Source organism: Afifella sp. YEN Y35 (genome assembly GCF_047553465.1).
Taxonomy (GTDB): domain Bacteria; phylum Pseudomonadota; class Alphaproteobacteria; order Rhizobiales; family Afifellaceae; genus Afifella; species Afifella aestuarii.
The window spans coordinates 216,661-230,646 of record NZ_CP180203.1 but is presented as its reverse complement, the minus strand read 5'-3'; the positions used below and the strand labels follow the sequence as shown (position 1 = coordinate 230,646).

13 protein-coding genes are annotated in these 13,986 nt (G+C 63.6%); 10 read left to right on the top strand and 3 right to left on the bottom strand.

Features of this window, described 5'->3' with window-relative positions; genetic code table 11:
- Nucleotides 1-330: 330 nt before the first annotated feature.
- From ACK8CP_RS01100 to ACK8CP_RS01085, 4 genes are all read left to right on the top strand, one after another.
- Nucleotides 331-693 carry a molybdopterin-dependent oxidoreductase gene (locus tag ACK8CP_RS01100; RefSeq protein WP_414833055.1) on the top strand — a complete coding sequence of 121 codons (363 nt, stop codon included), beginning with the start codon at nt 331-333 and terminating at the stop codon, nt 691-693.
- Nucleotides 683-2,431: a sensor histidine kinase gene (locus ACK8CP_RS01095; protein WP_414833054.1), complete on the top strand. Its 1,749-nt coding sequence runs from the start codon at nt 683-685 to the stop codon at nt 2,429-2,431. Before ACK8CP_RS01100 ends, ACK8CP_RS01095 begins: the two co-directional genes overlap by 11 nt.
- Complete coding sequence (locus ACK8CP_RS01090; protein ID WP_234628739.1) at nt 2,431-2,856, top strand: response regulator; 426 nt, start codon at nt 2,431-2,433, stop codon at nt 2,854-2,856. Before ACK8CP_RS01095 ends, ACK8CP_RS01090 begins: the two co-directional genes overlap by 1 nt.
- 340 nt (nt 2,857-3,196) lie before the next feature.
- Nucleotides 3,197-4,000, top strand: coding sequence for a response regulator (locus tag ACK8CP_RS01085; protein ID WP_234628740.1), 804 nt, complete (start codon nt 3,197-3,199; stop codon nt 3,998-4,000).
- A 220-nt stretch (nt 4,001-4,220) separates the two neighbouring features.
- Here ACK8CP_RS01085 and ACK8CP_RS01080 read toward each other — a convergent pair whose 3' ends face one another.
- Together ACK8CP_RS01080 and ACK8CP_RS01075 are read right to left on the bottom strand one after the other, a co-directional pair.
- The gene (locus ACK8CP_RS01080) at nt 4,221-4,889 is read right to left on the bottom strand and encodes a response regulator transcription factor (RefSeq protein WP_234628741.1); all 669 of its coding nucleotides are present in this window, start codon (nt 4,887-4,889) and stop codon (nt 4,221-4,223) included.
- Between the two features lie 628 nt (nt 4,890-5,517).
- Nucleotides 5,518-5,901 (bottom strand): response regulator, encoded by a 384-nt coding sequence (locus ACK8CP_RS01075; RefSeq protein ID WP_234628742.1) that lies wholly within the window; start codon nt 5,899-5,901, stop codon nt 5,518-5,520.
- Nucleotides 5,902-6,073: 172 nt separating this feature from the next.
- Between ACK8CP_RS01075 and ACK8CP_RS01070 the strand changes: the two genes are divergently transcribed.
- The 3 genes from ACK8CP_RS01070 to ACK8CP_RS01060 all read left to right on the top strand — a co-directional run bounded on the left by ACK8CP_RS01070 (nt 6,074) and on the right by ACK8CP_RS01060 (nt 8,310).
- Nucleotides 6,074-6,754 (top strand): protein phosphatase CheZ, encoded by a 681-nt coding sequence (locus tag ACK8CP_RS01070; protein WP_234628743.1) that lies wholly within the window; start codon nt 6,074-6,076, stop codon nt 6,752-6,754.
- A 340-nt stretch (nt 6,755-7,094) separates the two neighbouring features.
- The gene (locus tag ACK8CP_RS01065) at nt 7,095-7,553 is read left to right on the top strand and encodes a c-type cytochrome (protein WP_414833053.1); all 459 of its coding nucleotides are present in this window, start codon (nt 7,095-7,097) and stop codon (nt 7,551-7,553) included.
- A gap of 94 nt (nt 7,554-7,647) precedes the next feature.
- Nucleotides 7,648-8,310: a cytochrome b/b6 domain-containing protein gene (locus tag ACK8CP_RS01060; RefSeq protein ID WP_234628745.1), complete on the top strand. Its 663-nt coding sequence runs from the start codon at nt 7,648-7,650 to the stop codon at nt 8,308-8,310.
- Nucleotides 8,311-8,383: 73 nt separating this feature from the next.
- On the opposite strand, the gene ACK8CP_RS01055 is transcribed toward ACK8CP_RS01060, so the two are convergent.
- Entirely contained in the window at nt 8,384-9,070 is a 687-nt protein-coding gene (locus ACK8CP_RS01055; RefSeq protein WP_414833052.1) for a hypothetical protein, read from the bottom strand.
- Nucleotides 9,071-9,721: 651 nt separating this feature from the next.
- On the opposite strand from ACK8CP_RS01055, the gene dhaK reads away from it, so the two are divergent.
- Genes dhaK through ptsP form a run of 3 tightly spaced genes read left to right on the top strand, consistent with a single transcriptional unit; the run spans nt 9,722 to nt 13,985 of the window.
- Nucleotides 9,722-10,789, top strand: coding sequence for a dihydroxyacetone kinase subunit DhaK (dhaK, locus tag ACK8CP_RS01050; protein ID WP_414833051.1), 1,068 nt, complete (start codon nt 9,722-9,724; stop codon nt 10,787-10,789).
- Nucleotides 10,790-10,791: 2 nt separating this feature from the next.
- Nucleotides 10,792-11,451 (top strand): dihydroxyacetone kinase subunit DhaL, encoded by a 660-nt coding sequence (gene dhaL, locus ACK8CP_RS01045; RefSeq protein WP_414833050.1) that lies wholly within the window; start codon nt 10,792-10,794, stop codon nt 11,449-11,451.
- Nucleotides 11,448-13,985: a phosphoenolpyruvate--protein phosphotransferase gene (ptsP, locus tag ACK8CP_RS01040; RefSeq protein WP_414833049.1), complete on the top strand. Its 2,538-nt coding sequence runs from the start codon at nt 11,448-11,450 to the stop codon at nt 13,983-13,985. Before dhaL ends, ptsP begins: the two co-directional genes overlap by 4 nt.
- Nucleotide 13,986: the final 1 nt, after the last annotated feature.

The window sequence follows — 13,986 nt, the reverse complement described above, 5'->3', positions numbered from 1 at the left end:
GCAAGCAGGACACGAAGGCCCACAGCCTCCCGATCATCCACGATAACCACAACACAGCTGCCATTTTAGAGACGATGTAGTTTTGATTACGACGGCGAGATTCGGGATCTCTCGGCAAGATCTATCCCGACAAAACAGCATCCCGAATAAACCTAATTTTGAAGATTGCACGACAATGAGATCAAAATACAAATTGCAGGCCCCTTAATGTTCCGCCTTTCACTGTTCTTAGCCGCCTTACTTTCAACCATTGTCGGCAGCCCCGTCGCCGCACAGGACCTGACGCTGCGTTGGCTGGGCGCAAGCGGCGCCGTTCTCGCGGAAAAGCTGATGAGCGTGGAAGACATCGAGGCGCTCGAGCAGCAGGTGATCGTCACCCACACGCCCTGGGAGGCGGGAAACCAGACCTTCAGCGGCCCGCTCCTCGCCACCCTCGCCGATCTTGCGGGTCTCCCCGTCGTCGAAGCGGCTCTCGTCGCGCTCAACGATTATTCCGCCGAAATCCCGCAATCGGACTGGGCGCTCTACGACGTCATCATGGCGGTGCGCCACGACGGTGAGGAAATGCGCATCCGCGACAAGGGCCCCTTCCGCATCGTCTATCCCGTCGACGCGTATCCCGAGCTTGCGAGCCATCTCTACCACAGCCGGATGATCTGGCAGATCCGGAGCATCGACTTCCGTGTTGAGTAAGAAGGCAAAAATCGCGCGCAAGCTGCTTGCCGGCGCTCTCGTCGTCACGACGCTCGGCCTCTTCATCGCCACCGGCATGCTCTATCTCCGCCAGTCCGAGCAGCGCCAGCTCCTGGCGACCTCCATCCGCAGCTCCGGCTGGGTCGCCTATCAGGCGCAGCTCGAATACGTCAAAACCACCGCCACTCTGGATATCGCCCGCGACGATCCCTCCCCCCGCATCATCGACCAGCTCAGGCTGCGTCTGGAACTTCTCGATTCGCGCCTGCCGCTCCTCTATGCCTCGGAAGAAGGCCGCCTGATTGCGGGCATCGATGCGTTCGCCCCGGCCCTCAAGGCCTATCGGACGCGCATCGACGCCTATCTCGCCCGCCTCGAAGCCCCGCTTCCGCCACCTCCGAAGAGCGGGCGCCTCATCTCGCAATGGCGCAGCGAACTCGTCCCTCTCGGGCGCAATCTGCAAACCATCCTGGAGGCGGCCGTCGTCGACAACGACGAGATCAACCGCCGCGAAGCCGCGCTTTCGAAAGAAACGGCAGCGCTTCCCCTCACCTTGATGTTCATCAGCGGCAGCGGCCTCGTTTTGCTCCTGGTCGTCCAGGCGCGACGCGATCGCCGGCGTCTGCACGACGTCCTGGAGGCACGGCGCGCCCAGATCGAGGTCGAAACCAGCTTCGAAAAGACCATGCAGGCGATGCCCTTCGTCGCCTTGATCTTCGATCCGGACACCCACGAAGTGAAATTCGCCAATGACGAAGCGCTTGAGCTCGTCGGCGCCCCGCTCACCCACCCGGATTGGACCCGGCTCATCCGCTCCGCCATCGACGTGTCCAAGGCAACGGATCAGGGCGAAACCCGCTCCACGATTTTGAGCTTCGGTCGCCGCGACGGCGAGATCAGCTCCCTGCGCGGCACCATTTCGCCCGCGCGCTGGCGCGGCCGGCGGCTGCGCATGCTGGCCCTCGCCGACGTCACCAAATTGCGCGATGCCGAACTCAAGGTGATGCAGGCGGCGAAGCTCGCGACGCTCGGCGAAATGGCGACCGCCATCGCCCATGAGACCAACCAGCCTCTCGCCGTCATCCGGCTCGCCATCGCCAATGCCCGCCGCCTGTTGGAGAATGGCGAGACCGGCGAGGCGCTCGCCGCCAAACTCACCCGCATCAGCGACCAGGTGGAACGGGTGAAGCGCATCACCGACCAGGTCCGCCGCTATGGCCGCCTCACCTCACAGCAATGCGAGCCCTTCGCCCTTCACGACGCCGTTCAGCTCGCCATCGGCTTCGTCGCCGAGCAATATCGCGCCGCCGGCATCCGCCTCGATATCGACCTCGATTTCTCCACCGATCTCGCCGTCGCCGGCGAACAGACGATGTTCGAGCAGGTCATCGTCAACATTCTGGTGAATGCCCGCGATGCCCTCGATGCGCTTCACGATCGCGACATCGATCGAATTCCGGTTCTCCAGGTGCGCGGCTGGGCGCAGGCCGGCTCGGTCGTCCTGGAACTCGAAGACAATGGCGGCGGCATTCCCGAGGAGATCATCGCGCATCTCTTCGATCCCTTCGTGACGACGAAACCCGTCGGCAAAGGCACCGGTCTCGGTCTTTCCATGGCACGCAACATCGTACGCGACATGAGCGGCGACATCGTCGCCCGCAACGTCAGAGCCGGGGCATGCTTCACCATCCGCCTGCCCATCGCCTCTGAGGCCCTCTCGCTTGAAGAAGCCGCCTGATGTCACCTCGCTCAATTTTGATCTGTGAGGACGAGCGCGAGCTTGCGGCCGAAATCGCCGAATTTCTGGAGGCCGAGCACTGGCGACCGACCTTGTGCGCAAGCGTTTCGCAGGCACACGCTCTGCTTGTGCAAGGACTTGCGCCCGATTGCCTTTTGACCGATCTGCGCCTTGGCGAAATGAGCGGCCTCGACCTCATTGCCCGGACCCGGCGGCTCCCGAAACCGCTGCGTCCGCGGGTTCTCGCTCTCATCACCGGCGAGGCGACGGACGTCGCGCTCGGCGAACCCTTCGGCCCCGACGTCCTCTTCTTCAAGCCCGTCGATCCGTTCGAAATGCTGGCGGATCTGGAGGCGCGCTTCGTGGATTGCAAAATCATCCGCTGGCCGCTCGCCACGGTCCGCCGGAATGCAGCTTCGCGTTGAAGCCCCTTGCCCCTGTCGCCCAAAGCTGAGAGACTTGGCCCAATGCAACAAAAGGACGCAGAGCGCTCTTTTGTTGCTGCAGCCTCTGTCTCCGATCTCTCGGGGCAGAATGCCTTCGGGCAAGAATGATGCGGACCTTCAGGCTGTTTACACGATGCGGACCAACGGATTAAGTCGCCCTTGGGGGCGGTCGGGCTATGGGCGGCCGTTTGCGGCCGGACAACTCGATGGGTGTATCGTCAATGAAAGCTTAGCAAGCTTCGCGCGTTTCGGATCAATTGACTAAACCCCGTCTTAGGAAGTGCCTCTCAATCTCCGCCGTGAAACGGAAGGAGGCATCGTGAGGTATCAGCACGATATGGATACCAAGGAACCTGGTGCCAGAACCAAATCCCAGCCGCAGATTCTCCTCGTCGACGACGATATCGACATTCTCGACGAGCTGGCCGAAGGCTTGGCCGCGCTTGATCTGCCGCCGCTGAAGGCGAGCACCGCCGTCGAAGCTCTAGCGATCGTACAGCGCAACCCAGGTTTGCGCGTCATCGTCACCGATCTGCAGATGCCGCAGATCGATGGAATCGAGCTTTTGCAGAAGCTGACGGCAAGGCGGAACAGCCGGCCGCTCACGGCCGTGGTCATGACGGGCAACGCCTCGCTCGATCGCGCGGTCGCGGCGCTGCGTCTCAATGCCGTCGATTTTCTCCAAAAGCCGGTGTCCGCGGAAGAGGTGGCGATCGCCATCCGCCGTGCCCTCGACCTCACCGGCCGTACGAGCCCCGAGCCGTCCAAGTCTGCAACGGAATCCGATTATCTTCGCGCTCTGGTCGCAGCACGCACCGATCGCGACGCGATCTTCAAGGCGAAGCTCTTCTCCGATCCGGCCTGGGATATGATGCTGGATCTCGCCGTCGCGGAAGCCACCGGTCGCTTCGTCTCCGTCACGAGCCTGTGTCTCGCCTCTGGCGTCGCCACGACCACGGCTTTGCGCCGCATCGATGAATTGCAGGAGGCGGATCTCATCATGCGCTTCCCCGACGAGACCGACCGTCGTCGCACCCTCGTCCGCCTGACCGAAACCGGTCTTGAGCGCATGCATGCTTTTGTCGAGCGTCAGGCCGCTCGTCTGGGCCTCAAGGTCGGCTGAGCCGCCTCAGGCCCCCAGTCTCTTTTGGGGGCGTCTCGCGGGGCCACCGTCTGGGGCGTCTCTCGGGGCCTCTCTCAGGGGGCCACTCTCAGAGCCGCTCCCGGGTCCCGGCCCGGGTTTCTTGACGGTCTGTCTACGGCTCTCTTGTCCGCGTCTCTTCGCGGCTCTCCCAGGGTCGTTGCCCGGGTCTCTGCCTTCTTCGGGAAAAGTCCGCCGCCGCTCAGGCGACGAACTGGTAGCCGAGATAGCGCTTCGCATCGATCACCTCGAAGCCGAGGCGCAGGCGGAGCTTCTTGCGCAGCTTGCTGATGTGGCCTTCCACCACCGTCTCGTCGACGTCGTCGTTGAAGACGCCGTAGATGGCGTTGAAGATCTGCGTCTTGGTCACGCGGCGCATGCGGTTCTTCGCCAGATATTCGAGGATGTGGCGCTCGCGGCGCGGCAGGGCGAGCGGCTCGCCGTCGACTTCCGGGTCGCGGCCGTCGAAGAAGATCTTCAGCCGGTCGCTGGAGACCTCCTGCTTCGGGCCGTTCATGCGCCGCCACACGGCGTCGGAGCGCGCCACGATCTCTTTCACATGGATCGGCTTGCGCACCACGTCGTCGATGCCCGCCGTGAAGAGCTCCAGCGTCTGCTCGAGAGAGCGCACGTCGCTCAGGGCGATGATCGGGGCCCGCGAATGGCTGCGGATGAGGTTCGGATAGTTGGGCCGCTCGGCGAAGTCGCCGAGGAGGAAGCCCTGCACCGCCGACAGATCCCGCTCAGCGGCCGTCGTCAGCCATTCCTGGAACTCATCGGAGTCGAAACCGACAGCGGAAAGGCCTTCGCGGCTGAACATGGACGTGAAACCGGCAGCGACCTCTGCCCGGGGATCAACAACGACGTACATCTCGCACCCTCGGTATTTAAATTAAAATTTTTCGTATTCCGCAGTATTTGTTGCAGGAGAACTGCGGCTCCGATGGATTTCGAAGTACCGATCACTTTCATTCCACTCAATCACAACTGAATCCGTTGCCGGAGACGTTTCACTCCAAAATGCTGGATAATAAAATGTTACCGTTCTCAGGCCGAAAAAAGCCCGGATTTCTGCGGTTTTCGGAGGGGCTCGGGCGGCGCGCAGCGCGCGTCTGGCGCGCGAGAACGGCGATTGAGAGGATCGGCGGGCCGAATTGTTGCCGATGCGCCACGGTTTTTCAGCCGAAAAGACGCCCGATCGCGCTCGATCGCCCCGGAAGCGGGGCAATTAGATTGTCTTTTGGACTCAAAAAGGAACGATCTCGCCAGGCGCGAGGCACACGACGGCGTGAAGGCGGGAAAAGCGACCCGAAAAAAGGGCACGAAGAGGAAGGGACGGGGTGAGGCGCGCGGCTGCCGAAGCAGCCGCGCGGACGACCGCGAGAGTGAGAGGAGCGGCGGTCGTGGAGACGGTTGCGCCGAAAGCGTCCCGAAAGACAATCCGGAAGCTCAACGGGCGCGTCGGCCCACACCTTGAAGGTCGGGCCTGCGGAAGGTGATCAGTTCTCGAAGACGGCTTCGATCTTGCCCTTCAGCGTCTGCGCGTTGAACGGCTTCACGATGTAATTGCTCACGCCTTCTTTCTTGGCGGCGATGACGTTTTCCGACTTCGCCTCGGCCGTGACCATGATGAACGGCGTGGCGTTCAGCTTGTCGTCGGCACGCACCTGCTTCAGAAGCTCGTAACCGGTCATCGGCTCCATGTTCCAGTCAGAGATGACGAGGCCGTAGTCGCGCTCCTTCATCTTGTTGAGCGCCTCGCTGCCATCGGCCGCTTCGTCGATATCTTCGAAGCCGAGCTGCTTTAACAGGTTCTTAATGATCCGGATCATCGTCTTGTAATCGTCGACGACAAGGATCGGCATGGAAAGGTTCAACGACATTCGCCGCGCTCCGTATAGAATCTAGACTGCACCGCTATCTCCGGCGGGATCGAGGTGTGTTTAAATTGAACTGACTTGCGCCAGGCTTGCGCCGCAAACCCCCGCCATCTTTTCTCTTTTCGGACCTTCGAATATACAGTCGCCACTTTCTTTGATGGGATAGGGTTCACGTATGTCCGCAAAGCGCGCCACCGCGAAAAAGGATGTGACCGAGCAGGAGGCTTGGGCACAGCACGCCACCGAGCAGCTCAGCCTGGCACTTCGCCTCGACAAGATTTTCACCGAGCTTTCCGAGCTCCGGCAGATCGCCGGCAAGCAGGATGAGGTCGTCGCCGACCAGCAAAAGCTGTGGCTTGGCGTCGAGGCCATTCAGCACGCCATCCGCGACACGCGCGGCGAAATCGCCTCGATCCACGCCAAGGCCGTCGATTCCAAGCAGTTCAACCGCGCAGCCGACGAGCTTGATGCCGTCGTCGCCGACACGGAGGGCGCCACCGAGACGATCCTCACCTCCGCCGAAGAGATCGACGACATCGCCAGAAAGCTCGGCAAGACGCTCGGTGATGACGAGCGCGCCCAGCTGCAGGGGATCAACGACCGTTGCATCGCCATCTTCGAGGCGTGCAACTTTCAGGACATCACCGGCCAGCGCATCTCCAAGGTCGTCAACCTCCTGCAATTCATCGAAGGCCGCATCGACAAGATGCTGAAGATCTGGTCCGGCGAGACCAATGCGTTCGAGGAACATGCCGAAGACGAGCGCGAGGGCGACGAGGCGCTCCTCAACGGTCCGGCCCTCAAGAGCGACGACAACGTCGTCTCGCAGGACGACATCGATTCCCTCTTCAACTGACATCTTCCCCGGGCCGAAAGCGTCGCAAGCGTCCGGGGCAGCCGCCAGAAAAGCCGCCTGAAAGATCTTCGGGCAGCCACCTTCGAGCCTTCGCACACGCCCGCCTCGCGCGGGCGTTTTCTTGTGGTGCATCGCGGATTCCGCACAACTTCGTGAGCGTCGGCGGCGACTTCCGCAGAGAACCGCCGTTTCCGGCCCTACGCCTTTCGTGGGGTGTCCCGGTGTCGCATTCCGGTCCCGATATGTATTGGCAAAACCGGCTCGGCGGGGACGGGGCACCTCCGCGGAGTTCGCAGCTTTGCGAACTCGCACCTGAACGAAGATTGATCCGAAGGATATTATGATGCGTAGACTTCTCCTTTCCCTTGCCGTCCTTGCCGCTCCGAGCCTGGCCCTCGCCCAGTCGCCGCAGGATGTGGCCGATGCCCGGATCGGCTATTTCCGCCTGCTCGGTCTTGAGATGCACGACCTCGCCGCCATGGCGAAGGGCGAAAAAGATTATGACGCCGAGGCCGCGAAAACCCATGCCGCGAACCTCGAGGCGCTGACGCATTATTCGATGGCCGGCCTCCTCGCCCCCGGCACCTCCAACGAGGACCTGCCCGGCAAGACCCGCGCTCTGCCGGCGATCTGGGACGACATGGATGGCATGCATGCGAAGGCCGAGGCCTATGTCGCCGCCGTCCAGAACCTCAACACCGTCGCCGGCGAAGGCCTCGATCAGCTGCGTCCGGCCGTCGGCAAGCTCGGCGGCGCCTGCAAATCCTGCCACGACGATTTCCGCGCCAAGGATTTCTGAGCCGGAATTTGAAGCCTGGAACGTCTGGTTCGGAGCCTCTCCGGGCCAGGCGCTCCTCGAACCCGAGGAACGATTAACCCAAGGGATCTGAGACATGTCGACAATGAGCGAACCGGGCCGGGGTCCAGTCCCCCGCCCCTCCGGCGATATCCCGCACCGCACCGGACACGCCGAGCACGCACCCTTGCAGGCCGGTGAGGAGATCCGCGTCTGGGATCCGGTGGTGCGCATCTTTCACTGGGCCCTGGTCGTGGCCTTCGCGGCCGCCTGGGGGCTCGGCAAGTTCGGCCCGGACGAGATGACCCTGCATTTTTATGCGGGTTACACGGTGGCGGCTCTCGTCGTCATCCGCATCGTCTGGGGTTTTGTCGGGTCCGCCAATGCGCGCTTCGTGAACTTCGTCAAAGGCCCGCGCAGGATCCTGCATTACGCCCGCCACTTCGCCTCGCGCGAACCGTCGAACTGCCCCGGGCACAACCCTCTCGGCGCCCTCTTCATCGTCGGCGTCCTGATCGTGCTCGCCATGCAGATCGGCACCGGCCTCCTGGCCGATCCGGAGGATTACATCAACGCCGGACCGCTCGCCAAATACGTCTCCATCGAGACGGCGCGGCAGGCGCTCTCATGGCACGAACCCCTCTCGACGCTGCTCCTGATCATGGTGGGCGTCCACATCGCCTCGATCGTCTTCTACAAGCTCTACAAGCACGAAGACCTGATCACGCCGATGTTCACCGGCCGCAAGAAAGGCCTGTGAGAAACCCGGTCCGCGGGCTCCCCCCGCGGGCCGTCTCACGCAGATCGCATCTCGCACCTCCCGTGACGGGGCCTCACGCACAGGCCTCGACATAGGCGAGATAAGGCATCACGCCGATATGAAACAGTTTCACCTTGCCGTCCCGGCCGATCTCGAAGCGCAGCGCCGAACTGCCGCTTTCGGCATTGGGTGCCGTCAGATATTTGGCCGGCGCCTCTTCATATTTGTGCGGCTCCTCGCGGAAGCCGCCGAACCAGCTCCGCACCTCTGTCTCGCTGGAGCCGATGCCCACGCCCTCGGCCAGCTTGACGTCTGAGCGCTGCCCGACGGTGATGCGCTGCACCTTGCCGTCGGCGACGATCGCATAGACGCCGGGATAATCGGGCGAACTCACCGTGCGGCAGGCCTCGCTCGTCTGCGCGCCCCGCTCCGCAAAACTTCCCCCCTCAGGCACCGCCTCGCCGATTCTGAGATCGCCGAGCCCCTCGAGCCCGATCACGTGTCCGGACGCGGGGGCAGATCCGACCTCGGGCGAGGCCACAGGCGCCGATGCGGACGACGGCGCAGGCGCGTCCGTCTCCGAAGCCCCCTCAGACCCCGTATCCGGCGCCGTCTCAGATCCGGTCACAGCACCTGCCGGGCTTTCCGAGGTTTGCGAAGAAGCCCCGTTCGCCTCCTGCTGATCTCCGTCCGGAGAGCAGGCTGCAAGGGCGACGAGGAGGGCGAGAGGAAGAAGGGGAAGAGAAGGAAAGCGTGTCATCGCACCAGAACGCCCGTGGCGCCACGAGGTTTCCTCGCGACGGCGCGTCGTCGCGCGCACGCCCGCGAAACCGCCGAAGCTCGCCGGGATGTCCAATTGATTTCAATCAATTACACCTTGCCCCGGGTTTTGCATGACTATATGACAGTCACGAAGGTCTATTACGCTAGGTGCATACGCATGACATCTCAATCTCCGCGGGAAAATTGATGTCGTCGTAGAGAATAGGCGTATGGTGTCGGGATCTATACTTGAAAAAGTAAGTTCAGAGGGCGCAAAGCCCCCGATATCGACGCTGTTTTTTGAAAAATCCGGCGCCAGACCCGCCATTCTCATTTCCTCCGCTGGTCTCATCTCCCGGATTGCCAGTCCCGCGCCGATCCGCTCATCCCGTCGCCCGGGCGCAGCTTCCCCTTCCGCGGCCCACCTTCCGCCGCATGTGAAGGCCAGACGCTGCGCGGGGCTTCGAAACGCCCTCTCCTCCCCTATCTTCATCTCGGACCCGACGACCGGCCGCGGCGCACCTGCCGCGCGTCATGAAGGCCGTTCCATGCCGAGAGGCAGATGCTGCGCCATGGCCCGAGGCCCGGCGCAGAGGCGCGATATCTCAGCGCCACCCAAGCTCCCCACTCCTGAAAAGGAAGACAAGCCGTGAAGAAGTTGATCAACAACGCCGAAGACGTGACGCTGGAACAGCTCAAGGGGTTCGGCCTCGCGCATCCTGAGATCGAGGTCCATTTCGACCCGAATTACGTCGCCGTCGCCGGCGGCGTCCAGAACCGGGTGGCCGTCGTCTCCGGCGGCGGTGCCGGTCACGAGCCGCTTCACGGCGGTTATGTCGGCATGGGCATGCTCGATGCGGCCTGCCCCGGCCAGACCTTCACCTCGCCGACCCCCGATCAGATGTATGAAGCCGGCAAGGCCGTGAACGGCGGCAAGGGCATCCTGCAGATCATCAAGAACTACACCGGCGACGTGCTGAACTTCCGCATGGCCGCCGATCTCCTGCGCGACGAGGGCATCGAAGTCCGCAACGTCGTCATCGACGACGACGTCGCCTTGAAGGATTCGCTCTACACCGCCGGCCGCCGCGGCCTCGGCACCACCGTCATCGCCGAAAAGGTCTGCGGCGCCGCCTCCCAGGAAGGCTACGACCTCGACCAGCTCGCCGCCCTCTGCAAGAAGGTCAACATCCACGGCAAGAGCATGGGCATGGCCCTCACCCCCTGCACCACGCCGCAGAACGGCACGCCGAGCTTCGAACTCGCCGACAACGAGATGGAAATCGGCATCGGCATTCACGGCGAGCCCGGAACCGAGCGCATGCCGATCAAGAGCGCCGACGAGATCACCGAAATCCTCGCCACCCGCATTCTGGAAGACGGCGCCTACACCCGCGAGCTCACCGAATGGGATTCTGAGAAGGGCGATTGGGTCGATGTCGAAGTGAAGGACATCACCTTCCAGTCCGGCGACGAGGCGATCGCCATCGTCAACAGCATGGGCGCAACGCCGATTTCGGAGCTCTACACGGTCTACGCCAAGCTCGCCGAAGTCGCCGAAAAGCACGGCGTGAAGATCGTCCGCAAGCTCATCGGCCATTACATCACCTCGCTCGAAATGGCGGGCGTCTCCATCACGCTGGTGAAGGCCGACGAGGAGATCCTGCGCCTTTACGATGCGCCGGTGAACACACCGGCCCTGCGTTGGGGTGTGTGACCATGAGCGAGACCACGAACAGCGAGGCGGCCGTTTCGGCCGCCGCCATCCGCCTCTGGCTCCAGAAGAGCGCCGAGGTGCTCGCCGAAAAGCGCGCCTACCTCACCGAGCTCGATTCCCCCATCGGCGATGCCGATCACGGCAACAACATGGACCGCGGCTTCAAGGCCGTCGTTGCGACGCTCTCCGACAAGGAAGATGTCGGCGCCGTCCTGAAGGCCGTCGCCATGACGCTGATCTCCAAGGTCGGCGGCGCTTCGGGCCCGCTCTACGGCACCTTCTTTCTCGACGCCGGCAAACCCTTTGCGGGCAAGGCCGCACTTGAGCCGGCCGATCTCGTGACGATGTTCGAAGACGGCATCGCCGGGGTGAAAAAACGCGGCCGCGCCGAACCCGGCATGAAGACCATGCTCGATGCGCAGATCCCGGCCGCCGAAGCGCTGAAAGCCGCGGTCGCCGAGGGCAAGAGCGCCGCCGAAGCGCTCAAAGCCGCCGCCGACGCCGCCGAAGAAGGCATGAAGGCGACGATCCCGATGCAGGCCCAGCGCGGCCGGGCGAGCTATCTCGGCGAGCGCAGCATCGACCATCAGGATCCGGGGGCGACCTCGAGCTACCTGATCATCCGTGCGCTCGCCGATGCGGTCGCCGAGACGTCGCAATGATCGGCATCGTCGTCGTCTCGCACAGCGCCAGACTTGCCGAGGGCGTGAAGGAACTCGCCGATGGGATGACCCAGGTCGAGATCCCGATCGCCGCGGCCGGCGGCGTCGATGATCCGGAAAACCCTCTGGGCACGGATGGCATCCGTGTCCTGGAGGCGATCCACGAGGTCATGTCGGATGAAGGCGTCCTGATCTTTGCCGATCTCGGCTCGGCAAAGCTCAGCGCCGACATGGCGATCGACCTCCTGGAGCCCGAAGAACAGGAAAAGGTCAAATTCTGCGACGCGCCGCTGGTAGAAGGCGTTCTCGCCGCCGCCGTGCAGATCGCCTCCGGCGGCAAGCTCGCCGACGTCATGCGCGAGGCCCAGGAAGCCGGTGCCGTCGCCGCTCCCGAAGCGGGTTCAGAAGACACCGACGCGGCTGCGCCAAAAGACGACAGCGACACCAAGGCCGAGGAATTCGTCATCCGCAACCGGCATGGCCTCCATGCCCGCCCGGCCTCGCTGCTGGTGCAGACGATGAACGGCTTTGACGGCGACATCCGTCTGGAAAACCTCACCAAGGGCAAGAAGCCGGTCAACGCCAAGAGCATCAACGGCATCATGCTCTCGGCCGTCACCGGCAATGACCGCATCCGCCTCACCGCCTCGCCGGAAGAGGCAGACGCGGTCTTTGCCGCCATGCGCCGCCTCGTCGAGGACAATTTCGGCGAAGACGACGAGATGCCGGCCGAGGCGCCCGCACCTTCAAAGCCGACCCCGTCCAAGCCCCAGGCCGCCTCTCCCGCGACGTCAGAGGCGCCGGAAGCAACCGACACTTTGACCGGCATCACCATCGCGCCCGGCTTCGCCCTCGGTCCGCTCCATCATGTCCGCCAGGAAATGCCGAAGATCGAGGCGGCCGCAATCGATGATCCCGACGCCGAAATCGCGCGTTTCGACAAGGCGCTGAAAGATGCGGAAGCGGAGATCAAGGCCGCCATGCAGGCGATGGGCGAAGGCCTGAGCGACTACGATCGCCAGATCTTTTCCGCCCACATCACCTATCTTCACGACCCGGAAATCACCGGCGGCGTGCGCGAGCGCATCCGCTCCGAAAAGCTCGCCGCGGCCGCGATCTGGCAGGAGACGATGTCGGAGCTCGCCGACACCTATTCCGGGCTCGAAGACAAGCTCCTGCAGGGCCGGGCCGCCGATATCGTCGATGTCGGCCAGCGCGTCCTGCGCTTTCTCGTCGGAGACGAGGCGGCCTCCCTCCTCCCCGACGAGCCGGCCATTCTGGCGTTTCACGAACTGCGCCCTTCCGACGTCCTTCGCCTCGCCGACACGTCGGTTCTCGGCATCTGTTCCGCCGTCGGCGGCGAAACCTCCCATGCCGGCATTTTGGCGAGTAATCTGTCGGTCCCTGTCGTCTTCTCCCTCGGCGAGGGGCTGAACGGCGTGAAAGACGGCCGGAAAGTCCTGCTCGACGGCGGCAAGGCCCGTCTCGATCTTGCGCCCGATCCGGATGATATCGCCAGGATGGAGCGCGACCGCGCCGCCCTCGAAGCCCTTCGCGCCGAAGCGGAAGCGGCCAAAGACCTCGCGGCCGAGACCAAAGACGGCCACCGCGTGCGCGCCGCCGCCAACATGGCCTCGCTCGAAGAGCTCGCCGCCGTCGCCGACAGCGGCGCGGAAGAAATCGGCCTCATGCGCACCGAATTCCTCTTCATGGGCCGCGACGCGGCACCCGACGAGGACGAGCAGACGGAGATCTACAAGCGCATCATCGCCGGCCTGAAGGGCAAACCCCTCACCGTGCGCACCATGGATATCGGCGGCGACAAGCCGGTCGCCTATATGGACCGGCCGGCGGAGGAAAACCCCAATCTCGGCTGGCGTGGCCTGCGCTACAGCCTCGACGAGACGGCGCTCTTCGACACCCAGCTCGCGGCGATCCTCAGGGCGAGCACCGAGGGTCCCGTGCGCATCATGTTCCCGATGGTTTCAACCCTTGAGGAGCTGCGCGCCGCCAAGGATCGGCTTCAGGCGGTGAAGGACAGGCTCGGCAAGGCCGGCCAGCCCTTCGACGACAAGCTCGAAATCGGCATCATGATCGAGGTGCCGGCCGCCGCCGAAATGGCCGACCGCCTCGCCCCGGAAGTCGATTTCTTCAGCATCGGCACCAACGACCTCACGCAATATGTGATGGCGGCCGACCGGGCGAACCCGAAGGTGCAAAAGCTCTCCGATCCGCTCCAGCCGGCGGTCCTGCGCATGATCGCGCGCGCGATCGCAGCCGCCCACGAGGCCGGCATCTGGATCGGCATGTGCGGGGCGATGGCCGGCAACCGCCTCGCCGCCCCGGTCCTTCTCGGTCTCGGGCTCGACGAGTTCAGCATGAAGCCCGTCGATATCGGCACCTTCAAGCTCACCGTCCGCCGCCTCGCAAAGCCCGCCTGCGAAGATCTCGCAGCCGAAGTCCTGAAACTCGACGGCGCGGAAGCCGTCCGCAAACGCGTCGCGGCCTTCCTCGACGAGATCGAGACGGACTGAA